The organism is Paenibacillus sp. BGI2013, assembly GCF_002843485.1.
Classification (GTDB): Bacteria; Bacillota; Bacilli; order Paenibacillales; family Paenibacillaceae; genus Paenibacillus; species Paenibacillus amylolyticus.
The window spans coordinates 81403-107467 of the sequence record NZ_PJFA01000001.1; the positions used below are offsets into that span (position 1 = coordinate 81403).

Consider the following 26065-nt stretch of genomic DNA (forward strand, 5'->3'; position numbering starts at 1 on the left):
TGGTTCTCGTGCAGATACCCATATTTTCAGGTAGGGACAAAGAAACAGGCGAATTCAGTGATGGACGAATACACTGTTTTGAACGATCCGAGGAGGAGGGGAAAGTATGAAACAACAAGTTACGCGTGATGAAGCGATGAAATTAATAGGCAAAAATATTGTTGCAATCAAAAAAGACGGCACTCGGGTTACGGGAAAGCTGTTGAAAGTATCGGGCAACAAACTGGTACTCAAGCGTTTGAATGGCAAAAAAGTACGTACAAAAGCGATTCTGCCACTGGTATTGTTTGATCTGCTCGCTATTGCCACACTGCCTTATGCTTATGGAGGTGGTCCCGGCTTCGGTCCCGGATATGGACCTGGACCAAAACCAGGCCCTGGATATGGTCCAGGCTACGGACCGGGATATGGACCTGGAGGATCTGGTGGCGGATATGGACCTGGTCCTGGATTCGGCCCTTATGGTCCAGGTCCACGCCCACCAGGATTTTTCTAGGACATTCTATAATGTTTTTTCCAATTCGTAGCAGCGGCTTATCATGATGTATCGAATCGCGCTGTATCCATTTTTTTGATAAAACTGAAGCCCTTTGGTATTTCCCTCATCCACCATCACTTTAGATCTTCGACAACCCCGAGATACCGCAAAGCTCTCTGCTTTGAGCAACAAAGTTTGCCCGTAACGTTTGCGTTGTTCTTTCGGACTAACGGCCATCATATCGACATAGAGCAATTCCCCATGCATGAGAAAATGGATGAATGCCACAGCAGCTTTGTCTGGCTCCGGCGAGACAACAAAGGTCATGCCCCTGTTCATTCGCAGGGGTATTTCTTTGCGGATTTTATTAATTTCCTTTTCGCTCATATGGGATAAAGGAACAAGTTGAGTGTCAATCAGCTTCATGATGGCGCCATCATCCAGCTTGGATGTGCGTTGCCGAATCACCATGCGGAGCCTCCTTTCAGGACCAGTCGTGCTGCTCGTATATCCTATGCCTGAAGTAAGATAAAAGGTGACTGAATGAAGCGCTAGGATTAGGGCAACCTTATAGGCTGAAGAGGGAGGAAGGAAGGTTCTCTGAATTTTTATGCAAAACAGGTATTGACTTATCGGTTGGAGGAATCATATAATGTTCCTAACATTTAACGAGAATATTTCATCGGCTATGAAGAGGACGAAGTTTTAAGGGCTCTTTTGCTCAGAGAGTGGCTGGAATTGCTGAAACCACCACCATTATCCCTTATATACGAGCTCACCTCGGAGCTGTTTTCCTGAAAAGCACTGGATGTCACTCCTTTCGCGTATTAGGGAAAATCGTATGTCTGCGTTACAGACAACAGGTATGGGAAACGACTATGTTCGTTTGAGCTATTCGTTTTGTTGTACCTGGTAAGGTCCGTTATTGCGAAATTTCGGGCAAAGTTGGGTGGTACCACGGAAGCGATAACCTTTCGTCCCTCGCAAGCATGAACTTGTTTGCAGGGGATGGAAGGTTTTTTTTGTAACTTTAAATGTCAGAATGGTGTAAATTCCGAGAGGAGGATGACTAATGGGAGCTCAAATTCCAGAAGTACGATCGACAGATGAATTACGTGAAAAATGGATGAAGCCGGAGGTCATTAGCGGTTCCGAGATTCTGCTGAGAAGTTTGTTGCTTGAAGGTGTGGATTGCGTATTTGGTTACCCGGGTGGCGCAGTGTTGTACATTTACGATGCAATGTATGGTTTCGAGGATTTCAAACACGTCTTAACCCGTCACGAACAAGGTGCAATTCATGCAGCTGACGGATATGCACGTGCAAGCGGCAAAGTTGGTGTTTGTATCGCTACCTCCGGGCCGGGAGCAACCAATCTGGTTACTGGAATAGCCACGGCATATATGGATTCTGTGCCGCTGGTTGTCATTACGGGAAATGTTAATTCCAGCCTGATCGGCTCGGATGCTTTCCAGGAAGCGGATATTACCGGGATTACAATGCCGATCACCAAACACAGCTATCTGGTAAAAGATGTTAAGGATTTGTCGAGTATCATTCATGAGGCATTCCATATTGCCAACACCGGCCGTAAAGGTCCTGTACTGATCGACATTCCGAAAGATGTCTCAGCCAACAAAACCTTGTTTGAACCAAGTACTGAACCTGTTACATTAAGAGGGTACAATCCACGGACAGTACCAAACAAACTGCAGGTTGACCGTTTGGCTCAGGCCATTCAGGAAGCAGAACGTCCAATGATTCTGGCCGGTGGCGGTGTGGTATACTCGGGAGGACATGAAGAACTGTTCGAGTTTGTTGAGAAGACAGGTATTCCGATTACGACAACCCTTCTGGGGCTTGGTGCATTCCCAAGTGGGCATGAACTATGGACAGGGATGCCAGGAATGCACGGAACATACACATCCAACCTGGCCATCCAACAGTCGGATCTGCTGATTAATATCGGCGCACGATTCGATGATCGGGTAACAGGTAAGCTGGACGGATTCGCTCCACATGCCAAAATCGTTCATATCGATATTGATCCGGCTGAGATTGGTAAAAACATTGCAACCGATATTCCAATCGTTGGTGATGTGAAGACCGTACTTGAAATAGCCAACAAAGAAGTTGGACGTGCAGAGCGTGCAGATGCATGGAGAGACCAGATCAAACAGTGGAAACAAGAGAAGCCATACAGCTATACGGATTCAGACGAAGTGCTGAAACCGCAGTGGGTTGTTGAAATGTTGAATGATACAACCAAAGGTGAAGCGATTGTGACTACGGATGTGGGACAACATCAGATGTGGGCGGCACAATATTACAAGTTTAATCAACCACGTTCATGGGTAACTTCGGGTGGTCTAGGAACGATGGGCTTTGGATTCCCTTCTGCAATTGGTGCTCAGATGGCCAATCCGGACAGACTCGTTATCTCCATTAACGGTGACGGCGGAATGCAGATGTGTTCCCAAGAACTCGCAATCTGTGCCATTAACAATATACCGGTAAAAATTGTGATCATTAACAATCAGGTACTTGGAATGGTTCGCCAATGGCAGGAACTCATCTATGAGAACCGTTACAGCCACATTGATTTGGCAGGAAGCCCGGATTTTGTAAAACTGGCTGAAGCATATGGCGTGAAAGGATTGCGTGCAACGAATAAGGAAGAAGCAGCGCGTGCTTGGCAGGAAGCTTTGGATACACCAGGACCAGTCGTTGTAGAATTCGTAGTACGCAAGGATGAAAATGTGTATCCAATGGTTCCGCAGGGAGCAACAATTGATCAAATGCTGATGGGGGATGCTGACGAATGATTAGACATACGATTTCAATATTGGTAAACGATCAGCCAGGCGTCCTTCAGCGTGTGTCAGGGTTGTTCGGTCGACGCGGATTTAACATTGAGAGTATTACCGTAGGTCAATCGGAAGAACCAGGACTCTCCCGGATGGTTATTGTCACCATTGGTGACGATAAAACGCTGGAGCAGATTGAGAAACAATTGTATAAAATCATCGATGTTATTAAAGTGGTTGATTTCAGCCTGAAACCGATGGTAGCCCGTGAACTCGCTTTGATTAAAGTGAAAGCAGAGCCTTCCGAGCGTCCTGAAATTCTGGGTGTGGTAGAAACATTCCGCGCATCCGTTGTAGATGTTGGTCCAGGCAGCCTGATTGTGCAGGTAGTCGGAGATACGGACAAAATTGATGCTATGATTGAATTGCTCAAGCCATATGGCATTCGCGAATTGTCCCGTACAGGCATAACTGCATTGGTACGCGGCAACGTATAAAGTTATAATGAATGAAGAGGGACGACGGTTAGCTAACATATACAGTTGATCTTATGTGAGTGTCAGTCCCTTAACAGTTGTAATTTAACATTTTAGTGATGTAACGCTTGAAAATATAGCTACATTCCCGCATTAATGGGCGGGTGTCTGAACGGATCGGATCAGACCAGAGATGCTTTTGACACTCCAAGCGAGGCGGTCCCTTGAGACACCCGCTCATTAATGAAGGGTTCTTTACAATACAAAGGAGGACTTATAAACATGCCAGTAACTACTTATTATGAACAGGATGCAGAGCTTAACGTATTGAAAGGAAAAACGATCGCGGTAATCGGTTATGGTAGCCAGGGCCACGCCCAAGCTCAAAACCTTCGTGATAGTGGATTGAACGTAGTCATCGGACTTCGTGAAGGTAAATCCTTCGACACTGCAAAAAATGACGGATTTGAAGTTCTGTCCCCGGCTGAAGCAACAAGCCGCGCAGATATAGTTCAAATCTTGCTGCCAGATGAAACTCAAGCTTCTGTATACAAAAACGAAATCGAACCAAACCTGAAAGAAGGCGCTGCATTGCTCTTCTCACACGGTTTCAACGTTCATTTCGGTCAAATCGTTGCTCCAAAAAACAGCGATGTATTGCTGGTAGCTCCTAAGTCCCCTGGTCACATGGTACGTCGTACTTATGTGGAAGGTTTTGGTGTACCGGGCCTGATCGCGATTGAGCAAGATGCAACGGGTAAAGCTAAAGAAATCGGTTTGGCTTATGCTAAAGGTATCGGTTGTACACGCGCAGGGGTTATCGAAACTTCCTTCCGTGAAGAAACAGAAACAGATCTGTTCGGTGAGCAAGCTGTTCTGTGTGGTGGCGTGAGTGCATTGGTAAAAGCTGGATTCGAAACATTGACAGAAGCGGGTTACGCTCCTGAAATGGCATACTTCGAATGTCTGCACGAACTGAAGCTGATCGTTGACATGATGTATGAAGGCGGACTTTCAAGCATGCGTGATTCCATCAGTAACACAGCTGAGTACGGTGACTATGTAACTGGACCTCGCGTTGTAACTGAAGATACGAAGAAAGCAATGAAAGAAGTCCTGACAGATATCCAACAAGGTAAATTCGCACGCGACTTCATTCTGGAAAACCAATCCGGACGTGCATTCTTGACAGCAACTCGTCGTAACGAAGCTGAACACCCAATCGAAGTGGTTGGCGGACAATTGCGTGAGATGATGCACTGGATCAAGAAGTAAGCATTAACTTCTAGAGCATGCACTTTAAGGTAATCAAGTAAACTTAGAGCTTTAACTGGGAATAGCGGCCGTGCTTATGCGTGAGCCGCTATTGCTGGTTCAGAGAAACATATAATAACAAGTACAGGAGGTGCGAAGCGTGCGTAAAATCTATGTATTTGACACAACGCTGCGTGATGGAGAGCAATCCCCGGGAGTCAATCTGAACACTCGTGAAAAGGTGGAAATTGCCCATCAGCTCGAGCGGCTTGGCATTGACCGGATGGAAGCGGGTTTCCCGGCGGCATCTCCAGGTGATCTGGCAGCTGTCAATGCAGTAGCAAATGCGGTCAAAAATGTGACTGTAATTGGCTTGTCCCGTTCCAGAGAGCAAGACATTGATGCGGTTAAGGAAGCACTTAAAGGTGCACAGGACCCGTGCATTCACGTTTTCCTGGCAACTTCACCTATTCACCGCCAACATAAATTGCGTATGGACAAAGCGCAGGTACTGGATACAGCTCGTTCCGCGATTCGTTATGCAAAGAAAACATTCTCGAAGATCGAATTCTCCCTTGAGGATGCAGGTCGTACCGAGTATGATTTCCTCGTGGAAATGGTGAATATGGCTGTTGAAGAAGGTGCAGCTGTCGTGAATATTCCGGATACGGTTGGTTACCTGAGCCCATATGAATACGGAAACATTTTCAAACATCTCAAGGAGAATGTACACGGTATTGAAAAGGTACAGCTGAGTGCCCACTGCCATAATGACTTGGGTATGGCGACGGCCAATACACTTGCAGCCATTCTCAACGGAGCCGATCAGATCGAAGGTACGATCAATGGCATTGGTGAACGTGCCGGAAACACGGCGATCGAGGAAATTGCTATGGCGCTGGAGACACGTCAGGAATTTTTCCAGGCGAAAACATCGCTGCAGTTGTCTGAGATTGCACGGACCAGTCGTTTGGTTAGCCGTTTGACAGGTATGGTTGTGCCTGGAAACAAAGCCATTGTTGGGGCAAATGCCTTCGCACATGAATCCGGCATTCACCAGGATGGTATGCTGAAGGAAAAAACCACGTACGAGATCATGACCCCAGAGTCCATCGGTCTGAAGGAAAGTAAACTTGTACTGGGTAAACATTCTGGTCGTCATGCCTTCCGTGAACGGTTGATTGATCTGGGATATGAGCTGGAAGAAGAAGCATTGAATCGGGCTTTCGCCCAGTTCAAAGATCTGGCTGATAAGAAAAAAGAAGTTACTGACGAAGATCTGCTTGCCGTAATTGAAGAGAAATTGCAGGATGCACCTGAGGTGTATAAACTGGAATCCATCTTCGTAACGTACGGAGATGAATCGGTACCAACGGCCAAAGTCCGCATTGCAACGCTTGACGGGGATACGCTTGAGAAGCAAGCAGAAGGTAACGGATCGGTAGATGCGATCTACAATGCGATTGACCAAGTGAGTGGGGAAGATGTAACGTTGTCTGACTACTCCATCAAATCGGTAACGCACGGTAAAGATGCATTGGGTGAAGTACATGTTGTGCTGACTCAGAATCAGGTTTCGGTACAAGGACGTGGCGTAAGCACAGATATATTGGGTGCAAGTGCACGTGCCTATGTAGACGGCCTGAATCAATTGATTGAGAAGCGCAAGACATATACGAACCGTGTAAACGTTAATCTGTAGGCTCCAATGCAAGAAGCACGCACCCTTCATTGAACTGAACTTTAAGCTGAGATACATGTATGCTGCTAGAATGATATATCTTTAATTTAATGGATATAGAAGATAGTTCGGCTTGCTTTGTTACGTTTAGTGAGGTACGTAAAGAGTCTGACTCTCCTGTGGAGGGTCAGACTCTTTTGCTTATTATTTATATAATTATGGAAGTAAAACACAGTACATTTTCTACAATTACCTATTGTATTGGCTTACGCTATCAAGCTATTACCACGCGTATGCATTAGGTGCATGTCCACCTGGACCCGGGAAAATCTCATCCAGACGTTTGAGCACGGCTTCATCCAAAGTCACGTCCAGACATTTGAGTGCGGTCTCAAACTGCTCCAGCGTACGTGGTCCGATAATCGGGGCGGTCACTGCCGGATTGGCTGCAACCCATGCCAAAGCCACCGTATCCTGTGGTTCACCGAGATCACGACACAGTGCGGCAAAGTCTTCAAGCTGAGTTTGCTGCTGCTCGATCCGTCCAGCGATGCCCCCGCTGCGTGTTCCTTCCAGTTTCTGCAGAGCGTTACGTCCCAGTAATCCACCATCCAGTGGACTCCATGGAATGACGCCGAGGCCCAGCTCTTTGGCTGCGGGCAGTACTTCTAACTCAGGCAAACGACAGTTGAGACTATATTTATGTTGTTCGGAAACCAGGCCGAGGAAATGACGATTCTTGGCTTCACTTTGAGCGATTGCAATCTGCCATGCAGCAAAGTTACTCGATCCTACATAACCGATTTTACCCTGATGAACGGCATTCTCGAACGAACCCCACAGCTCGTCCCACGATATGGCAGGGTCTACATGATGCATCTGGTATAGCTCGATATGATCGGTCTGTAAGCGGCGGAGGGAGCCCTCCAGATGCCGTCTGATTTTGTAGGCGGAGAGGCCAGCTTCGTTGTTGGGGCCATCTGTATCATCATGCATGGAGCCATAGACTTTGGTGGCCAGAACTACTTTTTCACGTCTGCCCCCACCCTGGTTGAACCAGCGTCCGATAATTTCTTCGGTAAGGCCGGAATTTTCACCCCAGCCGTAGATGTTAGCGGTATCAAAAAAATTCACGCCTGCATCGAGTGCTGCGTCCATAATGCGGAAAGCTTCTTTTTCATCTGTAGCAGGCCCGAAATTCATGGTACCGAGACAGATTCGGCTGACCTTGAGGCCTGATTTACCCAAATACGAATATTGCATGTTGCTTATCCCTCCTACGTACCTGATTTGAATTCAGCTATATTTTAACCCAGCCGGGAGGTCAGAACAACTTGGAAAGGCCAATCTCTATTGGCTTATAGGTAAAATCTATTAAAGTCATAGATTGTATATCTTGGTCAAATGACCTTGGAATATGATACAAAGGAGAGAGTTAATATGAGACGTTACTTTATGAATAATTAATGAATGAAATATAAGGAGTGGACAACCCAATGGCAGACGTGAAAAAAATTGCAGTTATTGCAGGTGACGGAATTGGCCCTGAAGTCGTAGCTGAGGCTGAGAAAGTTCTTAAACGTACGGAGGAAGTATTCGGTTATCGTTTTGAAACAGAGCATGCGTTGTTTGGCGGAATCGCGATTGATGAGAAGGGTACACCTCTTCCTGAAGAAACACTGACTGTATGTAAAAGTGCAGATGCAGTCCTGCTTGGAGCGGTTGGTGGTCCAAAATGGGATAACAACAGCAAGGAGCTTCGCCCGGAAACAGGCCTGCTGGGTATTCGCAAAGCACTTGGATTGTTCTCCAACCTGCGTCCGGCTGTTGTATTTGATTGCTTGAAGGATGCTTCAACTCTGAAGCCTGAAGTACTGGAAGGTACAGATCTGATGGTGGTACGTGAGTTGACAGGTGGGATCTACTTCGGTGAGAAATTCAGACGTGAAAGTGCACAGGGCGAAGAGGCAGTAGATACGTGTGCATATAATGTAACAGAAGTGGAGCGGATCGTTCGTCAGGCATTCGAAATTGCGCAAGGACGTCGCAAAAAGCTGGCTTCTGTAGACAAAGCCAACGTATTGGAAACTTCCCGTCTCTGGCGTGAAGTCGTGAACCGGGTAGCACCGGATTATCCGGATGTTGAACTGGAGCATGTACTGGTAGACAACTGCGCGATGCAATTGCTGCGTCGTCCGTCCAGCTTCGATGTCATCGTAACGGAAAACATGTTTGGAGATATCTTGAGTGATGAAGCAGCGATGTTGACAGGTTCCATCGGTATGCTCGCATCTGCATCACTGGGAGAGGGCAGCTTCGGACTCTATGAGCCGGTACACGGTTCTGCACCGGATATCGCAGGTCAAGGCCTCGCTAATCCGATTGCAACCATTCTCTCTTTGGCATTGATGTTCCGTACAACCTTTGGTTATACAGAAGGTGCGGATGCCATTGAAGCGGCTGTATCGGATGTATTGAACGCAGGACACCGCACAAGTGATATTGCTGTAGACAAGAGCACAGCGATCAGCACGACCGAAATGGGCGATTTGATCGTGGCGGCTATTCAGAAACAGGCGTAATTATATTACCAACTACAGGCAGCCCTTTGTTTCCAGTTATGGAATGTACAGAGGGCTGTTCCTTTATCATTTTTGCCACGAAAAATCCTTATTTATAATGATTATAAAAAAATAATGTTTATAATCTTGACTTTGGGAAGTCCGGATGATAACATTTTACTTGTACTTGTTATCAAGTATCAAATCATTTTAATTACAGGAAAAGCGTACGCGTTTTTCTTGATGATGAGCAATCCGCAAGGATGCTTACATAATCCCAAAGGAGGAATTTTTAGTTATGGCAGAACGTTTGGTAGGTAGACCAGCACCGGATTTCGCAATGGAAACAGTATCGGGAGACGGACAAGACTTTGGTTCCGTTAAACTGTCCGATTATCGTGGCAAATGGCTTGTATTCTTCTTTTATCCTTTGGACTTCACATTTGTGTGCCCAACTGAAATTACAGCTTTGAGCGTTGCTTCCGAGCAATTCAAAGCTTTGGATACAGAAATTCTTGGCGTGAGCGTAGACTCCGTACACAGCCACAAAGCATGGATCAATACACCTGTAGACAGCAATGGTCTGGGTCAATTGAACTTCCCGCTGGCTTCCGATATCACGAAGCAAGTGGCTAAAGATTACGGCGTTCTGATCGAAGAAGAAGGCGTAGCATTGCGCGGTCTGTTCATCATCGATCCAGAAGGCGAATTGAAATATCAAGTGGTTAACCACAACGATGTAGGCCGTAGTGTTGAAGAAACACTTCGCGTACTGCAAGCACTGCAATCCGGCGGATTGTGTGCAATGAACTGGAAACCAGGCGACACTAACCTGTAAGCCAGATTAACTTGAACGGTTTTTGTTCAAGCCCTCATCCCGTTAGGGATTGAGGGCTTTTTGCACCCTTTTGACGGAAGTTATCACGAAGTTAATCAAAAGTGTTTGAACAAGCAGCTAAGCGTGTTAATAATATATTAGAAGAAAGTCTTCTTTTTATCTGTTGAAAGAGGAATTGATGGCCTTCAAGGCGAATAGGGTATGGAAACCCGGTAAATATTCCGGTGCTCTGCATTTATAATCTGTACATGAATGTGATACACTGATGGAACTATTCCTTTTTGGAAGTGCTGTAAGTGTACGGGATGGCATTTTAACAAAAAAAGTCCCGGCACGTAATAAGGAGGGTGAACAAAAATGAGTTACTGTTGTGGGGCAAGTATGGTTGGAACGAAGGGCACGCTGAAGCATTACCGCACCCAGGTTCATAATGTTCCCCTGCTGTTTTGCCCGGTGTGTCACCGGGTTGAGGTGCATTATAAAGTGGAAAACGAATACGAAATTCTGGCTGAATATGCGCATGGAGACGGTGCATCCGAGATTGACTTTCAAGATTATGTTACAGAAGATGAGGATGCGATTTTTGAAAACTGTGTAAACCGTGAGAGCGAGGATGCCATGGTCATTGTGCAGCGCCAGATTGATATGGCTCTGGATTTGCTCAGGCTCGCGAAGGAAACCAAAGACGAGAAGTGGGAAAGCGAACTTAAACGTCGATTAGCTGTGATGAGTCAGCGCAGACTGAAAATTCAGCATAATAAGACCGGACTATAGATGATCTCGGATATATCACCAATTAAAGATATTAAAAACGAAGCTGATTTGCCTACTGGGTGAAACGGCTTCGTTTTTGTGCTGTGTTCTGGAACTAATTCGAGGTTTTTTTTAAAATAATTTCCATTCGACACTTTCTCCGATTGACTCTCTTCTATAAACTTGTCTATGATAAAAACAGACTTGCAAAAGAGGCGGAGCAAAAAATGTTCGTGTTTGGGAATAGGAGAAGGTCAGAATGGGACAAACGTATATGATTTTCCGGATCGACTGTTGGTTACCGGGAATAGACCAGCTTGAGTTCCGGCCATGCCATCCATATTTTCGGCTCAGCCCCCCAACGAAAGGGCACCGGTAATGAAAAATAAAATCGGCCCTTCCTGTTTCTGTGATGATATGATGTCCGAATGGCAAGTTTATCATTTACGTGAAAAGGAGGAACCTGACATGATTAGTGAATTTCAGGATACAGTGCCTCAACCAACGGATGGTTTCCCGCCTGTGCATCTGGATAACAACAAGTACGAGAATGTACTGGAACATCTGGATAGCGGTATTATGTTGTTTGACAGTCACGGTGTATTGACGTTTATTAACGTTCAGATGGCAAAGTTGTTGGAACTTCCAAGAAGTCTGTTGAGCGGCTGCACCCTGATGCAAATGCTGCATCATCCGCAGATGAGCCGATTCAAGAAAAAGAAAATTTTACGTATCTATCGGGAAACTATTTTTCATCGTAAGCGCTATCATGAGTTGATTGATGAATACGGAAGGCATTGGCTGGTTACTGTGACGTACGGTGATCAGATGGATGGCGACTTCTTGTTCAGCGTCAAAGATGTATCTGATTATAAACAAATTGAACAGACCGCTTATCAAAATGACAAACTTGCGATGCTGGGGCGAATTTCAGCATCTATTGCTCATGAAATTCGTAATCCGTTGACTGCAATCCGTGGGTTCATTCAACTGCTCAGGCCCCATTTGCTGCAGCTCGGCAAAGACGAGTACGCTCGAATCATACTGACGGAGATTGATCGGGCGAATGACATCATCTACGAATTTTTGAATTCTTCCAAACCGTCAGCTCCACAGAAGACCGTGATATCCGTCGACTCTTTGCTCAAAGAGGTGGTCTTGCTGACCGAAAGCGAAGGGTTGATGAAGGGATGCGAGATCGTACTGGATGAAGGGGATGCCCCGCTGAATGTGTCCATTGATGTCAAACAGATTAAGCAGGTTATTTTGAATATGGTGAAAAACGCAATGGATGCCATTGAGGAAGTTGGCGAAGAACATACGGGTCTAATTCGAATATCTACCGCCACGGAAAACAAATTCGTGCAGATCTCCATCGCGGATAACGGTCATGGGATGGACCATAACACGCTTGTACGTCTGTTTGATCCATTCTTCACGACCAAGGAGAGCGGAACGGGGCTTGGACTTTCGGTGAGTTACCGGATCATCAAGAACCATGGAGGCACTATCTCTGTGGATAGCAAAAAGGGCGAAGGCACGCGGTTTATAATTATGTTACCCTTGGTATATTGAGAAAAGCGGGGAGTTAAGGAGTTGGCCATTTGCCAACTCCTTTGTTTTATGTTGCCAATAACGGTTATAGTTAGTAATGAATGCGAATACATAAGCTCCATAACGGAAGGATGAGATGCAGATGGAAATCCAAGGAATGGAACGAATGAATCAACAACTGATGGATCACGTGGGAAAAGTGATTGTGGGAAAAGAGCATACGATAGAGCTGGTGATGACAGCGATCATAGCGTCAGGACATGTGCTGCTGGAGGATGTACCGGGTACTGGGAAAACGATGCTCGCCAAATCGGTAGCCTCTTCATTGGACTGCACATTCCAACGGATACAGTTTACACCGGACTTGCTGCCCTCTGACTTAACAGGGATTCATTTTTTTAATCAAAAAGAAGGGGATTTTGAATTCCGACCCGGCCCCTTGTTTGCCAATCTTGTACTAGCCGATGAGATTAACCGGGCTACACCGCGTACACAATCAAGCTTGCTGGAGTGTATGGAAGAGCGCCAGATCAGTATCGACGGTTCAACGAGACAGTTGGAACGGCCATTCATCGTTATCGCCACCCAGAATCCTGTAGATAACCAGGGAACTTTTCCACTACCTGAAGCGCAGATGGATCGTTTTATGATGAAAATTCGCATGGGTTATCCAAGCAGTGAAGAGAGTGTAGAAATTTTGAGACGTACGGTAGCCAGTCGTTCTGTTGATGATCTCTCGGCAGTGATCAGTCGTGAAGAACTTTTGAAGGCGCAGGATACGTATAAAACAGTGCAAATCAACGAAGATTTGCTACGATATATCATTCAGTTAACCGAAGCGACAAGGCAACATCCTGAGCTTTCGCTTGGCGTAAGTCCACGAGGGGCTCAGGCATTACTCAAGGCAAGTCAGGCATGGGCTGCACTGCATGGCAGAGACTTTGTTTTGCCTGATGATATTAAAGTACTGGCGGAACCTGTGCTGGCGCACCGACTGGTATTCCGTAACCGGATCAGACAACAAGAGGGCTTGGCGGAGCGTATCATCCAGGAACTTCTGAATCAGACAGAAGTGCCTACGGAGAATCTCGCTACAAGCGGGCGTTAATCTTATGGCATTATTATGGCTTGTCCTTGTTGGAGGCATTGTCGTTGTTATACATGGTGTGTGGTTTGGACGACCTGCACTGCGAAAACTCAAGTACAGCAGACAATTCAGCAAGCTACGTTGTTACGCTGGAGATGAACTTGAGATGGTGGAGACGATATCGAATGAGAAACGAGTCTCCGTACCGTGGCTCAGACTTGAATCGATGATGCCAGTGTCGTTTGTATTTCGTTCCGGCTCAGGTATGGATATTAGTCAAGGCGAGATCTATCAGAACCATAAGAGTATTTTTACGTTAAAACCGTTTACTCGTATTACGCGCAAGCATCCTTTCACATGTACTCAGCGTGGAATTTATCCATTAAATACAGCAACGATGACAGGTGGGGATCTCTTTGGCGTGTGGCGTTCCACCAAACCGATTCCTTTGCAAATGTCTATGATTGTGTATCCCTCATTAGTGAATGCAGAGGATCTTCCTGCAATTTATCAGGTATGGCAGGGAGAAGTGGAAGTATCACGATGGATCGTTGAAGATCCTTTCTTGATTCTGGGTGTTCGGCCTTATGGTGCAGGCGACCCCATGAATCGTATTCACTGGAAAGCGAGTGCACGTACAGGTGAATTACAAGTCTACAAACAGGGATGGACGGCTGATCCGCAATCCTGGATTGTAGTCAATATTCAGGAATCTGCAGATATGTGGAGTGTTGTTACTCGACCGGAAAAGATTGAACGGGCACTTCGTTACGCTGCCACGGCTGCAGTGGATGCCATCGGGAGAGGGTTGCCGGCAGGCTTCGCCCATAATGGTTATCATGTGGGTGGAGGCCGCGATACACTTCGGATTGAGCCGGATTATGGCACGCCCCATCTGGAACGGTTACTGGAAGCTATGGCCGAGACAGAGTTAAAATGTATGGTGCCCATGGAGCAATTCCTGAATGATGAAGTACGTCTGAATGAAGAAGCACAGCAAATCCGCAGCTATCTGCTGATTACATCCTATGTATCTGCCGCTATGGAGCACGAGATTGCACGTCTGCACGAACAAGGACATCGTGTAACGATTCTCCCGGTAGAGGACGTGAAGGGTAATACGAAGGCGGTGAGTGCATGAGGAACAGACCGGTAGCGACGACCACAGGACTCATAGCAATGCTTGCCGTCTTGATGGCTGGTATATACCTTTTTCCGATATTTACGCTTGCTTCATTCTACGCAATGGAACATTTGCCGTACACATTATTCATCTTGGTTGTTCTTGTAGGTTGGTTGGGACAGTTCATTCAGCATAAAATTCCAGGTTTTAGCGAGAAAAGTACACTCATTCGTGGACTAGCGGCACTAGTCATAGGATTTCTCTTCGCACTCGTTGTTGGGATGAGCCTTATTCTCCCGTTGCCGGATATCATCACATTGGTACTGTGTGGAGTCATCTCGGCTTATGCAGGTCTGACCCTCCAGCCAGTCTTTCATTCTGTATTGTTATGGCGCTTGCAGATTATGGGTGTAATCAGTGCGATCGTGCTTATGATTGCTTCGAACTCGTTGGAATTCATGCAGCCGATACGAACCTATACCCTATGGATCTATATTGCCGGAGTGATCAGCTTTGCCTTTTGGCTAGTTGGACGATATATGCTACAACTGGATCAGGCAATACTCAATGACGGCAAGAGAAGATTGGTATTAAGAGATTTTGCACGTGCGAATCATCAGCGGTTCATGTGGATGTTTATTGTTATCGTCGCGATTGGTGCTTTCCCAAGTCTGGCTGCCTGGCTGGGACCGCTACGTGATCGCTTGCTTGCATGGATCAGGGGATGGTTTGGTCCGATTTCCGGCGAGGAGCCACGATTACCAATGGACAACCCCAATCAGCAGTTAAATATACCGAATGACTGGAGAGAGCCGCCATCCGAGCCCTCAGTCTTCTGGAACATCCTCGGATGGGTAGTGATGTGTGCTGTAGCAGGAGTAATTCTGTGGCTGCTTCTGAGGTTGGGACAAAAAACGATAAACAGACTTATGGACCGATTCAAGGGGATGTTACAACCAGGTGAAAAGAAGGCAGAACCACGGACGGAGTATATCGATGTCAGTGAGACGCTTGATGCGCCAGCAAAAGTCCGAAAGAATTGGTTTCGCAAGAAAGAGGCGCCACCTGCACAGGATGCCGAACGTGTTCGGTATTACTATCGGACTTGGATTGAAAGAGCCGCTCATCGAGGCGTGGAAATACAGCGGACACACACTCCGCTGGAGGCTGCACATACCATTATTCAGAATGGTATGAAGGTAGAAGAAGATGAGCTGTCTGCGAGACTGCCAGATACGTATAATGCCGTCCGTTATGGAGAGAAAGCTCCCGATCGTTCCGATATGGTTGAGATTGACCGAATCTGGAGATCTTATCGAAGTAAATAAGTCCGGAATCCCTTTACTTTTCTTGTCACGTTCAAGTATCATGAGAGGAATACACAAGTTGGTCAGAAAAGGAGCAGACATTAATGAAGACAAATCATTGCAAAATTGTAGATTGTACGATCCGTGATGGCGGATTGGTGAATAATTGGGACTTTAGCGTGGACTTTGTTCAACAGCTATATGCTGGATTGAATGAAGCTGGCGTTGATTATATGGAAATTGGATATAAGAACTCTCCAAAGTTGCTTAAAGGTGCCGAGGAAGCAGGACCATGGCGTTTCCTGAACGATGATTTCCTGCGTAAAGTTATTCCTCAAAAAGGCAATACCAAACTGTCTGCACTGGTTGACGTTGGGCGTGTGGACGAAAATGATATCTTGCCTCGCAGTGAGAGCATGCTGGATCTGATCCGGGTTGCCTGCTACAGCAAAGATGTAGACAAGGCACTTGCACTGGTTCAAACATTCCATGATCGTGGATATGAAACTACACTTAATATTATGGCACTCTCCAATGTTATGGAGAATGAATTGCTGGAAGCATTTGAATTGATCAAAGAAAGCGCTGTGGATGTTGTTTACATTGTAGACTCCTACGGTAGCTTGGACCATAATGATGTGAAATATCTGGTAGAGAAGTTCAAGACTCACTTGCCTAACAAACGTCTTGGTGTTCACACACATAATAATATGCAACTTGCGTTTTCTAACACATTGGTTGCGGCAGAACTTGGCGTCGAACTGCTTGATGCTTCTGTGTATGGTATGGGACGTGCGGCAGGAAACTGTCCAACCGAATTGCTCGTAGCTCATCTGAAAGGAACAAAATACAATCTGCGTCCAGTACTTGGTGTGTTGGAACAGTTGATGGTTCCACTCAGAGAAAAAGAAGAATGGGGTTACATTCTGCCTTACATGATTACAGGCGCGTTGGACGAGCATCCACGTTCAGCAATGGCGATTCGCTCATCGGAAGACAAGGATAAGGTTGTTGATTTCTATGATAAATTAACAACACCAGAAGTGAATTTTGAGAAGTAATATAGTCTGAAATACAGTTGCAAAATAGGAAAACATGGACTCTAACTGGAGATCCATGTTTTTTTAGTTCTTAATGCCTTGTTTTTCTATATATTTGTGAATAAATATTCCTAGGAGTAACTATTTTTTAGTTCACGTATACAAAATTAAATGTTATTATGTACCAGATAGCATGTGTATGCATGTGAATTGAACGTTGGTTAATATGTTTTTTGTCGAATCGTGTAGTAAGTTGTTAAGTTTGGTTAATGTAATTCAGGATAGGTGATCCCGGGAAGGAAAACACGGCATGAAGGTTAATCTGCAAGATCAGAGAAAAATAATTTGGGTCGCTGTGGGCGGCTTATTATGTTTCCTCGCAAGTCAATGGTTTCGTTCTTCTTCAAGCTCTGATCTGATCATATCGGGTTACCCGGTTTTGACACTCTTGGGTGGATTTGCTGCGGTAGCGGCTTGTATCGGCATCTATAATCAAAGCTGGTTGTTTCGGACACAGAAGCTAACGCTTCGGAGGACATTATTGACAACACTCTTTTTATTGATTGGACTATTTGAACTGGTTCATATCGTTTCATTTGCAGAAGAGATTCCAAATGGAGCCATGATGGAATCGGAGTTTTCCTTAATGATGTCAACCATGGGATCTTTGGTATGTTCCGTAGGTTTACTGCTCGTGTATACCTTAAATGAGAAAGAGTTTGCATTACCACGCAAATTCTTACTGTTAAGTGGGACATTGGGTACCTTTGTTATTTTGTACATACTGGCTATTCAGGAATGGAGCATGTTGCCGAGTATGCTTGATGGGGAAGTGCTTGGTGGTATCTTCACTCGAGTTCATCTTATGGTTGGATTGCTCTATGGCATTATTGCAGTTCTTTTGTTTGTACAATGGAAAAAAACCAAAGACAGTGATTTACCAACCATTCTATGTGGCATTCTGTGTTTCTTTTTTGGTGAATGTTATTTTGTTTCAGCAACTGGGGTGAACGATCTCAATCTGTTATTAGGATTGCTGAGTAATTGTATGGCATATTTTTTCATCCAAAAAGGACTGTATACGTCCGTAGTGGACACACCTTTCCTGCAACAGCAGGTCGCGGAAGCCAAGATGAACTATATTGCTCATCATGATGATGTAACGGGACTTCCAAACCGTCGTCGCCTTTCACAGCAGCTGAAAAAGATGATGGATGACGCCGTGGTGCAGGAACAGCTTGTTGGTGTATTGGTCCTGAATATTAATCGGTTCAAAACCATAAATGATTCGCTTGGACAGCAAGCAGCTAACCGTGTTTTGCGTCAGGTAGGTCAACGACTGAAACAATTGTCCCTTCCAGGAGAAGAAGTCTTTGGATTGGGAAGAGATGAGTTTGCATTAACGATGACAGATTTCAGTTCAACCGATACAGCGTTGCGTCGGACAAGATCCATTTTGCAACTTTTTGAGAAGCCCGTCTTGGTTGATGGCAATGAGTATCATCTGACACTTGGAATTGGGATGGCCATTTTCCCACATGATGGGGAGTCACCACTGGAGATTATTCAGAATGCCGATACGGCTTTGCACAGTGCAAAGGAACAAGGAATGGAACTGAATCGTTTTGCCCATGCGATGCAGATGAAGGCACAGGAGCGTTTGCAGCTTGAGAATGATCTGCGCAAGGCGTTGGATCGAGGTCAGTTCTACCTGGTCTACCAGCCGCAGGTTAATCTGCAAAGTGGGCTAATCGTTGGCATGGAAGCCTTGGTGCGTTGGCAGCATCCGCAACGAGGCTCGGTATCTCCGGCGGACTTTATTCCTCTGGCAGAAGAGAGTGGGCTCATTGTGCCACTTGGAGAATGGGTGCTTCGTGAAGCGTGTGCACAGAACAAACAGTGGCAGGAAGCCGGTTATCGTAAACTGTGTGTTTCGGTGAATCTGTCGATGAGACAATTCAGGCACTCCCATTTGTTGGACAATATCAATGGCATTCTCAAAGAGACGGGACTAGAGCCTGTATGGCTTGAACTGGAGATTACAGAGAGCATGACATTTGATAAAGACCGGTCATTCGAACAGTTGCGCAAAATCAAAGAAATTGGTGTGCATATCAGTATTGATGATTTTGGAACGGGATACAGCTCGTTGCACTATCTGAAGGATCTGCCGATTGATCGGCTTAAGATTGACCGTTCATTTGTGAATGAAGTCATGGAGGACAGCAATAACGCAGCGATCGTATCTACCATCACCTCAATGGCGCATCATTTACAACTGAAAGTCACAGCTGAGGGTGTGGAGAACGAAGATCAGATGGTCTTTCTTCGCAATCAACACTGTCACGAGGCTCAGGGTTATTTCTTCAGCAAACCGATTAAAGCCGCTGAATTTGAAAAGCAGTTTTTGAGAGATGTGGATAAGCCTACAGGATAGGGAACAGCGGGGGCGCGAGGGTGCTCCTGCTTTTTTTTGATGGATGCGTAATGAAAAAAATGGAAAATATGACTTGCATGCTATAGAGGATCATGGTATATTATTATTTGTAAAATCACTGTTAAATTCCTAAGGAACTTAACAATAAATCTTCAATCATGCGGGTGTAGTTCAATGGTAGAACTTTAGCCTTCCAAGCTAATAGCGTGGGTTCGATTCCCATCACCCGCTTAACGAAGTAGTACCGGAGTCCTTGCGATGCAGGGGCTTTTTCTATTACCTTAAAAGAAATCTCGTGGTAACAGCGATCAGAAGATTGTTCTGTTTTCGGAGTGGCGAGTAAGTAAGTATTCTTTAGTTTAATGTATATACCCTTTGCTTTTTTCCAATGATCTGGTACAATAACGGAGAAATTGATACTACACATGAATGAGAGGTAACCATACGTCCCATGAAGTAAAACACATGAATTGAACCCCAGTTAACTGCAGACGGTTTTATGACGCAGTCAGCCAGAGCGGCTGAGCAATGAGGGGATTCGTGTGTCCAAATTCAGCTATGGGAAAAGGTATGGAGCAAGTAAGCCATTGAGGTTTACGTGTACCCTGTATTTTGGGTTTCTTTGTTCATGCCGTAGCTTACCTTAGATCTGTCTTTGAATGCTTGATCCAACCCTGAATTGCCAAACCGCCGGCTGATGCCAGCGGTTTTTTTTGTTCAGCAAAAAGGATGCAGGAAGGATGAGGCCTCATGATGACATTGGTACGCTTACATGAAGTATCAAAAGAATGGAACGGTATTGAATTGTTTACAGGATTAAATTTGGAGATTAATGAGGGCGAACGACTCGCCATTTTGGGTCGCAACGGATGTGGCAAGACAACGTTGTTACGTATCATTTTGGGTGAGGAGCATGGTGGAGGACGGATTGAACGTCATATCCCTCAGCAGGAATGGGGGTTCATGCGCCAGCGCTCGGAGATTGAGACCGGGATGAATGTACTGGATGCGGTCCGCCGTGAGAGCGGTCAGATCTATGAAGTGAAACGGAACTTGGAAGAACTGGAACAACGGTTGAGCATGAGCACTGAAGCGGATGAAGAGCTGCTTGCAGCTTATACACAAGTGATGGAGCAATATGAACAGTTGAACGGTTATATGTGGGAGACTGAGGTAGAGAAAGTACTGACTCGCCTTGGATTATCCGCAGAGCATTGGAACAGACCCTATCATTCCTTGAGCGGTGGACAAAAAACAAAGGCTCGTTTGGCGGGGCTGCTTGTCAGCAAACCCAAGTTCCTGATCCTGGATGAACCGACAAATCATCTGGATGAGGGAAGCATGCGCTGGCTGGAAGAGTGGTTATCCTCATATGAAGGTACGTTGTTATTTGTATCACACGATCGTACGTTTATTGATCAGGTAGCAACAGGAGTCATTGAGTTCAGTCCAGATGCCCTGACCAAATACAAGGGAGGTTACTCCGACTACAAGATCCACAAAGAGCGTGAATTACGCGAACAGGAAACGATCTACCGCAGGCAGGAATTGGAACGTAAGGCGTTGGAAGAAACGATTCGAAATTATCAGGAATGGTTCCATAAAGCGCATAATTCGGCGACTGATGTGGAGGTGAAGATCACCCAGAGTTTCTACAAAGCCAAAGCCAACAAAAATATTTCACGTTACCATGCGAAACAAAAACAGCTGGAACGTTTGGAGCGGGAACGGGTGGATAAACCTCGTGAAGCTGCAAAGTTGAACATGGAATTACAGATGAATCCACTGGCTGCACGCCAGCTGATTGCGCTGGAAGAAGTGAGTTTTTCATATACGGGAGACAAACCATTGCTGCGCGATCTTCGGATTGCTGTGGAACGTGGAGATCGGCTTGCTGTACGAGGTCCTAATGGAACGGGCAAGACAACACTGCTGAAGTTGATGATTGGTGAACTGGAACCTTCGCAAGGCAAGGTCACACGGCATCCACAGCTGAAAATCGGTTACTTTTCACAGGAGCTGGAAGGGCTCCCCGAAAATCAGACGCTGCTGGACAGCTTGCTTACTCTTCCATCCATGACACAAAGTGCGGCACGTACCATTCTGGGATGTTTCCTATTTTCCAGAGATGATGTATTCAAGCGCATTGGGGATTTGAGCATGGGGGAAAAGTGCAGAGTGGCATTTCTGAGACTGTACTTTGGCGGAGCCAATCTGCTGGTGCTGGACGAACCGACCAACTATCTGGACATCGATACCCAGGAAGTCATGGAAAATGTATTAAAACAAGCTTCAGGTGCTTTGGTGCTTGTATCCCATGACCGGATGCTGACGAAGTCACTCGCGAATCGGTTATGCGATCTGGAGGCTGGTGGCACAGCAACTCTGTTTGAAGGAGGTGTGTCGGATTGGGAGCAGTCCACCAAACTTCGGGAGGTGGCGCTGGAGACCCGGGAATCCGATGACGAGCGGTTACGATTGGAGATGCGCCTATCGGAGTTGCTGTCTCCTGTGAGCACTGCTGGGAAAGACAGTCTGACACAGCCCGAGCATTCGAATGAGCGAGCAGTCGAGGCAGCTGAGATTCGCGAAATCCAGCAGCGCCTGAAACAATTGAAAGATAATGGTGCAAGCATAAATTAGAACATGGACGGCTTGCTATTTCGATCTATTTTGCATATAATTATGAACGATCATCGATGATTACATCGATATAGGTAAACTAAGCAAACGTGATGATGGAGATAAGTAAGCAGTGCCTCTGGACAGGGAGGAAGCGCCGTAGATTGAGAGCGTTTCTGTAGAACAAGGCTGCCGAAATTCACTCCGAAGCGGTTCCCTGAACCTGTTTGTGTGCAGACACAGAGGCAACAGTAGGGGCAAACGGTTAACGGTCGTTATTCCGTACAAAGTGAGACAGAACCAGTTGCAGGCCATAAGGGCCACGCAGCAATGGATGTCTAACAAGGGTGGTACCACGGTCTTTTCGTCCCTTCAGGGGAGAGAAGGCCTTTTTTTGTTGCAAAAACACCACAAAAAGGGGGCAATTACACATGAAAGAACGTTTAGAGGCATTGAAGATCGAAGCGCTGGAGCAGTTGTCTGGTGTGAATGATCCGCAGACGCTCGGTGATCTGCGTGTAAAGTATTTGGGGAAAAAGGGTGCATTAACTGAGATTTTGCGTGGTATGGGTGCGCTTAGTGCGGAGGAACGTCCAGTTATTGGTCAAGTCGCCAATGATGTTCGGGCTGCCATTGAGGAAGTCATCGACAGCAAGCAGGATCAGTTCCAGAAGGAAGAGACGGCGAAGCGTCTGCAATCCGAGAAAATTGATGTGACCCTGCCAGGACGTCGCGGACGTCAAGGCGGGCTGCATCCACTGACCAAAGTGGTACAGGAGATCGAAGATATTTTCATCGGTATGGGATACCGCGTTGCGGAAGGTCCTGAAGTCGAAATGGATTATTACAACTTTGAAGCATTGAATCTGCCGAAGAATCACCCGGCGCGCGATATGCAGGATTCTTTCTATGTTACCGAAGACTTGTTGATGCGTACCCATACATCTCCGGTTCAAGTACGTACCATGCAGAGCATGAAGGGCGAAGTGCCTGTCAAAGTCATCTGCCCAGGTAAAGTATACCGCCGTGATGATGACGATGCGACACACTCTTTCCAATTCAACCAGGTTGAAGGATTGGTCATTAGCGAAAACATTCGTATGAGCGATCTGAAAGGAACCCTACTGCAATTCGTACGCGAAATGTTCGGTTCCCACACAGAAATTCGTCTGCGCCCAAGTTTCTTCCCATTCACAGAGCCAAGTGCGGAAGTGGATGTAACTTGTGTACAATGTGGCGGCAGCGGCTGTCGCGTATGTAAGCAAACAGGCTGGCTTGAAATTTTGGGCGGCGGTATGGTTCACCCGAAAGTACTGGAAATGGGTGGATACGATCCGGAGAAATACAGTGGTTTTGCATTTGGAATGGGCGTAGAACGTATTGCGATGCTGAAGTATGGTGTCGATGATATCCGTCATTTCTACAATAGCGATCTGACCTTCCTGAAGCAATTTGGACGGCTGTAACTTTAAGACAAGAAAGATTAACCATATAGAGCAAGCGAATGAACCGGGAACACCAATTTATAGATGAAGGAAGTGAACGTCCATGAGAGTATCGACAGATTGGCTGTCTGATTATATTTCCCTTGAAGGTGTGACGCCACAGGAATTGGCTGAGAAAATCACCCGTGCGGGTGTCGAAATTGATGTAGTGGAGAACCGCAACAAGGGCGTCAATAAAGTTGTTGTAGGTTATGTGAAGAGCAAGGAGAAACACCCCGATGCAGACAAACTGAATGTATGTGTCATCGATGCTGGTCAGGAAGAAGATCTGCAGATCGTGTGTGGTGCGAAAAATGTGGATGCAGGCCAAAAAGTAGTCGTAGCCCTGGTTGGAGCAAAGCTCCCTGGTGGATTGGATATCAAAAAAGCCAAACTGCGCGGTGTTGTCTCCCTTGGCATGATCTGTTCCGCCAAAGAGCTGGGCATGAACGACAAATTGTTGCCGAAAGATCAGCAGGAAGGTATTCTCGTTCTGCCGGAACAAACAGAGGTTGGCACGCCAATCAGCCAGGTTCTTGGTCTTGACGATCATGTTCTTGAACTGGACCTGACACCGAACCGTTCCGACTGTCTCAGCATGCGTGGTGCAGCTTATGAAGTGGGTGCCATCCTGGGTCGTGAAGTGAAGCTGCCAAGTCCCAAAGACCAACTGGTTGAAATTGGTGATGCAGCCGCGAATCATATCTCTGTAGAGATCAAGGCACAGGAGCAATGCATTCACTATGCAGCTCGTTATGTAACCGGCATTAAGCTGGGTGCTTCCCCGCTGTGGATGCAAAACCGTCTCATGGCGGCAGGTGTTCGCCCAATCAATAACATCGTTGATATCACGAACTATGTCATGCTGGAATACGGTCAACCGCTACATGCATTCGATGCGGATAAGCTGGAAAAGGGCCATATTGAAGTGCGGATGGCCAACGAAGGCGAAACGATTGTTACGCTGGATGGACAAGAGCGTAAGCTGGAGCCACACATGTTGCTCATCACGGATGGCGTGAAACCAGTAGCCATCGCTGGGGTTATGGGTGGCGAGAATTCCGAGGTATCGGAAGACACGGTGAATCTGTTGCTGGAGTCCGCCAAGTTCGACGGCGGAACCGTTCGGAAAACGTCACGCCAACTGGGGCTACGTTCCGAAGCAAGCATGCGTTTTGAGAAGGAAGTAGACCCGGGTGCGGTGATTACGGCTTTGGATCGTGCGGCTGAACTGATTCAGCGTTATGCTGAAGGTGAAGTGCACCAGGGAATCGTGGAAGCTGGAGCAGAAGTTGCGGAGAAACGTGTAATTCAATTGTCGCTGGACAGACTGAATCGTTATCTGGGAACTGATCTGTCTTTGCTTGAGGTAAAAACGATCTTCGCTCGCTTGCACTTTGCATGTGGTGATGCTGATCAAGGATTGCTGGATGTGGAAGTGCCAACACGCAGAGGGGATATTACGCTTGATGTAGACTTGTTTGAAGAGATTGCACGCCTGTACGGATACGACAACATTCCAACCACATGGATTGAAGGGCCGACGACTCCAGGGGCATATACACGCTCTCAAGCAATGCGCCGCACGATTCGTGGATTGCTCTCAGGCAGTGGCTGGCAGGAAATGATCAGTTACTCCTTTGTACACCCGGATAAAGCGACATTGTTTCCGGCATTGACACAAGGCAGTAAAGCCGTGAAACTCGCGATGCCTATGAGTGAGGACCGCAGTGTGCTTCGTACGAGCATTTTGCCGCAAATGCTGGATGCAGCGGTGTATAACATGAACCGTAAACAGGATTCACTGGCTGTATTCGAAGTGGGCAATGTGTTCTTCACCGAAGAAGATCAATTGACCAAGCAACCACATGAGATTCCGGTACTGGGCTTGCTGCTCACCGGGAATCGTGCAAGCCAGCAGTGGAATGTTGGAGCGGAGAAAGTAGACTTCTTTGATCTGAAAGGTGCTCTTGAGCATCTGTTCGCCTATGTGGGACTTGAACAACGCATTCGCTTGGTAGCAAACAGCCCTGAAGGATTCCACCCGGGACGTTCCGCATCGGTTTACCTGGAAGGTAAGGATGGCGGGGAAGGTACATTGATCGGTACAGTGGGTCAATTGCATCCGGAACTGCAACAGCAGTATGATCTGAATGATGTGTACATCGCAGAGATTGCACTTGAATCGATCTATAATGAAGCAGACGCTGACATTCGTTATCGTGAGCTTCCGCGTTTCCCGGCCATGGAACGTGATATCGCGGTTGTTGTGAATGAGGATATTGAAGCAGGAGATATGCTGCGCGCCATTCGTGAATCGGCGGGTGAATTGTTACAAAACGTACAGGTATTCGATGTGTTTACTGGCAGTAAACTGGGCGAAAACAAGAAAAGCGTGGCAATGGCACTGGTGTACCGGAATCGTGAACGTACACTGACCGATGAGGAAGTTACTGAAGTTCATGCCCGTGTAGTGGCTCGTCTGGAAGAGCAATTCGGAGCGGAATTGCGTAAATAGGACAAAAGAAGATTTTTTGAACAAAGATTAGCAGGAATTGTTTGAA

General features: G+C 46.4%; 19 protein-coding genes and 1 tRNA gene. 18 read left to right on the plus strand and 2 right to left on the minus strand.

The window, feature by feature from the left end; genetic code table 11:
- The first annotated feature begins 106 nt into the window (after nucleotides 1–106).
- A complete protein-coding gene (locus CXK86_RS31935; RefSeq protein ID WP_076252452.1) occupies nucleotides 107–496 on the plus strand; it encodes a hypothetical protein in 390 nt (129 codons plus the stop codon).
- A 6-nt stretch (nucleotides 497–502) separates the two neighbouring features.
- Here the strand turns inward: CXK86_RS31935 and CXK86_RS00405 are convergent, their stop codons facing one another.
- Nucleotides 503–946, minus strand: a complete 444-nt coding sequence (locus tag CXK86_RS00405; RefSeq protein ID WP_036611020.1) for a GNAT family N-acetyltransferase — start codon at nucleotides 944–946, stop codon at nucleotides 503–505.
- 604 nt (nucleotides 947–1550) lie between these two features.
- Here CXK86_RS00405 and ilvB point away from each other — a divergent pair.
- From ilvB to CXK86_RS00425, 4 genes are all read left to right on the plus strand, one after another.
- Nucleotides 1551–3302 carry a biosynthetic-type acetolactate synthase large subunit gene (gene ilvB / locus CXK86_RS00410; protein ID WP_036610160.1) on the plus strand — a complete coding sequence of 584 codons (1752 nt, stop codon included), beginning with the start codon at nucleotides 1551–1553 and terminating at the stop codon, nucleotides 3300–3302.
- Nucleotides 3299–3781, plus strand: coding sequence for an acetolactate synthase small subunit (ilvN, locus tag CXK86_RS00415; protein WP_024628317.1), 483 nt, complete (start codon nucleotides 3299–3301; stop codon nucleotides 3779–3781). The genes ilvB and ilvN overlap by 4 nt, the downstream gene beginning before the upstream one ends.
- Before the next feature lie 261 nt (nucleotides 3782–4042).
- Nucleotides 4043–5035 carry a ketol-acid reductoisomerase gene (gene ilvC, locus CXK86_RS00420; protein WP_101313295.1) on the plus strand — a complete coding sequence of 331 codons (993 nt, stop codon included), beginning with the start codon at nucleotides 4043–4045 and terminating at the stop codon, nucleotides 5033–5035.
- 139 nt (nucleotides 5036–5174) lie between these two features.
- Nucleotides 5175–6716 carry a 2-isopropylmalate synthase gene (locus tag CXK86_RS00425; RefSeq protein WP_017689653.1) on the plus strand — a complete coding sequence of 514 codons (1542 nt, stop codon included), beginning with the start codon at nucleotides 5175–5177 and terminating at the stop codon, nucleotides 6714–6716.
- A 261-nt stretch (nucleotides 6717–6977) separates the two neighbouring features.
- Here CXK86_RS00425 and CXK86_RS00430 read toward each other — a convergent pair whose 3' ends face one another.
- Nucleotides 6978–7958, minus strand: a complete 981-nt coding sequence (locus tag CXK86_RS00430) for an aldo/keto reductase (protein WP_036669756.1) — start codon at nucleotides 7956–7958, stop codon at nucleotides 6978–6980.
- A gap of 233 nt (nucleotides 7959–8191) precedes the next feature.
- Between CXK86_RS00430 and leuB the strand changes: the two genes are divergently transcribed.
- The 13 genes from leuB (at nucleotide 8192) to pheT (ending at nucleotide 26019) form a co-directional block, all read left to right on the plus strand.
- Entirely contained in the window at nucleotides 8192–9277 is a 1086-nt protein-coding gene (leuB, locus tag CXK86_RS00435; protein WP_036669759.1) for a 3-isopropylmalate dehydrogenase, read from the plus strand.
- A gap of 277 nt (nucleotides 9278–9554) precedes the next feature.
- Nucleotides 9555–10094, plus strand: a complete 540-nt coding sequence (locus CXK86_RS00440; protein ID WP_036610146.1) for a peroxiredoxin — start codon at nucleotides 9555–9557, stop codon at nucleotides 10092–10094.
- A 357-nt stretch (nucleotides 10095–10451) separates the two neighbouring features.
- Nucleotides 10452–10868, plus strand: coding sequence for a hypothetical protein (locus CXK86_RS00445; RefSeq protein WP_017689649.1), 417 nt, complete (start codon nucleotides 10452–10454; stop codon nucleotides 10866–10868).
- 447 nt (nucleotides 10869–11315) lie between these two features.
- Entirely contained in the window at nucleotides 11316–12422 is a 1107-nt protein-coding gene (locus tag CXK86_RS00450) for a PAS domain-containing sensor histidine kinase (RefSeq protein WP_036610143.1), read from the plus strand.
- A 121-nt stretch (nucleotides 12423–12543) separates the two neighbouring features.
- Complete coding sequence (locus CXK86_RS00455) at nucleotides 12544–13509, plus strand: AAA family ATPase (protein ID WP_017689647.1); 966 nt, start codon at nucleotides 12544–12546, stop codon at nucleotides 13507–13509.
- Nucleotides 13510–13513: 4 nt separating this feature from the next.
- On the plus strand, nucleotides 13514–14629 hold the full coding sequence (locus tag CXK86_RS00460; RefSeq protein WP_047842250.1) for a DUF58 domain-containing protein: 1116 nt from the start codon (nucleotides 13514–13516) through the stop codon (nucleotides 14627–14629).
- Nucleotides 14626–15939, plus strand: coding sequence for a DUF4129 domain-containing protein (locus tag CXK86_RS00465; protein ID WP_101313296.1), 1314 nt, complete (start codon nucleotides 14626–14628; stop codon nucleotides 15937–15939). The genes CXK86_RS00460 and CXK86_RS00465 overlap by 4 nt, the downstream gene beginning before the upstream one ends.
- A gap of 83 nt (nucleotides 15940–16022) precedes the next feature.
- A complete protein-coding gene (locus CXK86_RS00470) occupies nucleotides 16023–16979 on the plus strand; it encodes an aldolase catalytic domain-containing protein (protein ID WP_036610133.1) in 957 nt (318 codons plus the stop codon).
- Between the two features lie 289 nt (nucleotides 16980–17268).
- A complete protein-coding gene (locus tag CXK86_RS00475; RefSeq protein ID WP_076252446.1) occupies nucleotides 17269–19395 on the plus strand; it encodes a bifunctional diguanylate cyclase/phosphodiesterase in 2127 nt (708 codons plus the stop codon).
- Nucleotides 19396–19555: 160 nt separating this feature from the next.
- Nucleotides 19556–19626, plus strand: a tRNA-Gly gene (locus CXK86_RS00480).
- 519 nt (nucleotides 19627–20145) lie between these two features.
- Entirely contained in the window at nucleotides 20146–22038 is a 1893-nt protein-coding gene (abc-f, locus tag CXK86_RS00485; protein ID WP_076252444.1) for a ribosomal protection-like ABC-F family protein, read from the plus strand.
- 410 nt (nucleotides 22039–22448) lie between these two features.
- A complete protein-coding gene (gene pheS, locus CXK86_RS00490; protein ID WP_017689641.1) occupies nucleotides 22449–23483 on the plus strand; it encodes a phenylalanine--tRNA ligase subunit alpha in 1035 nt (344 codons plus the stop codon).
- 82 nt (nucleotides 23484–23565) lie between these two features.
- The gene (gene pheT / locus CXK86_RS00495) at nucleotides 23566–26019 is read left to right on the plus strand and encodes a phenylalanine--tRNA ligase subunit beta (RefSeq protein ID WP_076252442.1); all 2454 of its coding nucleotides are present in this window, start codon (nucleotides 23566–23568) and stop codon (nucleotides 26017–26019) included.
- Nucleotides 26020–26065 lie beyond the last annotated feature (46 nt).

Excerpts from the sequence above, each read along its gene's own strand:
- CXK86_RS31935 (WP_076252452.1), top strand. The coding sequence starts at position 107 with ATGAAACAACAAGTTACGCGTGATGAAGCGATGAAATTAATAGGCAAA.
- ilvB (WP_036610160.1), top strand. The coding sequence starts at position 1,551 with ATGGGAGCTCAAATTCCAGAAGTACGATCGACAGATGAATTACGTGAA.
- ilvN (WP_024628317.1), top strand. The coding sequence starts at position 3,299 with ATGATTAGACATACGATTTCAATATTGGTAAACGATCAGCCAGGCGTC.
- ilvC (WP_101313295.1), top strand. The coding sequence starts at position 4,043 with ATGCCAGTAACTACTTATTATGAACAGGATGCAGAGCTTAACGTATTG.
- CXK86_RS00430 (WP_036669756.1), bottom strand. The coding sequence starts at position 7,958 with ATGCAATATTCGTATTTGGGTAAATCAGGCCTCAAGGTCAGCCGAATC.
- leuB (WP_036669759.1), top strand. The coding sequence starts at position 8,192 with ATGGCAGACGTGAAAAAAATTGCAGTTATTGCAGGTGACGGAATTGGC.
- CXK86_RS00440 (WP_036610146.1), top strand. The coding sequence starts at position 9,555 with ATGGCAGAACGTTTGGTAGGTAGACCAGCACCGGATTTCGCAATGGAA.
- CXK86_RS00445 (WP_017689649.1), top strand. The coding sequence starts at position 10,452 with ATGAGTTACTGTTGTGGGGCAAGTATGGTTGGAACGAAGGGCACGCTG.
- CXK86_RS00450 (WP_036610143.1), top strand. The coding sequence starts at position 11,316 with ATGATTAGTGAATTTCAGGATACAGTGCCTCAACCAACGGATGGTTTC.
- CXK86_RS00455 (WP_017689647.1), top strand. The coding sequence starts at position 12,544 with ATGGAAATCCAAGGAATGGAACGAATGAATCAACAACTGATGGATCAC.
- CXK86_RS00460 (WP_047842250.1), top strand. The coding sequence starts at position 13,514 with ATGGCATTATTATGGCTTGTCCTTGTTGGAGGCATTGTCGTTGTTATA.
- CXK86_RS00465 (WP_101313296.1), top strand. The coding sequence starts at position 14,626 with ATGAGGAACAGACCGGTAGCGACGACCACAGGACTCATAGCAATGCTT.
- CXK86_RS00470 (WP_036610133.1), top strand. The coding sequence starts at position 16,023 with ATGAAGACAAATCATTGCAAAATTGTAGATTGTACGATCCGTGATGGC.
- CXK86_RS00475 (WP_076252446.1), top strand. The coding sequence starts at position 17,269 with ATGAAGGTTAATCTGCAAGATCAGAGAAAAATAATTTGGGTCGCTGTG.
- abc-f (WP_076252444.1), top strand. The coding sequence starts at position 20,146 with ATGATGACATTGGTACGCTTACATGAAGTATCAAAAGAATGGAACGGT.
- pheS (WP_017689641.1), top strand. The coding sequence starts at position 22,449 with ATGAAAGAACGTTTAGAGGCATTGAAGATCGAAGCGCTGGAGCAGTTG.
- pheT (WP_076252442.1), top strand. The coding sequence starts at position 23,566 with ATGAGAGTATCGACAGATTGGCTGTCTGATTATATTTCCCTTGAAGGT.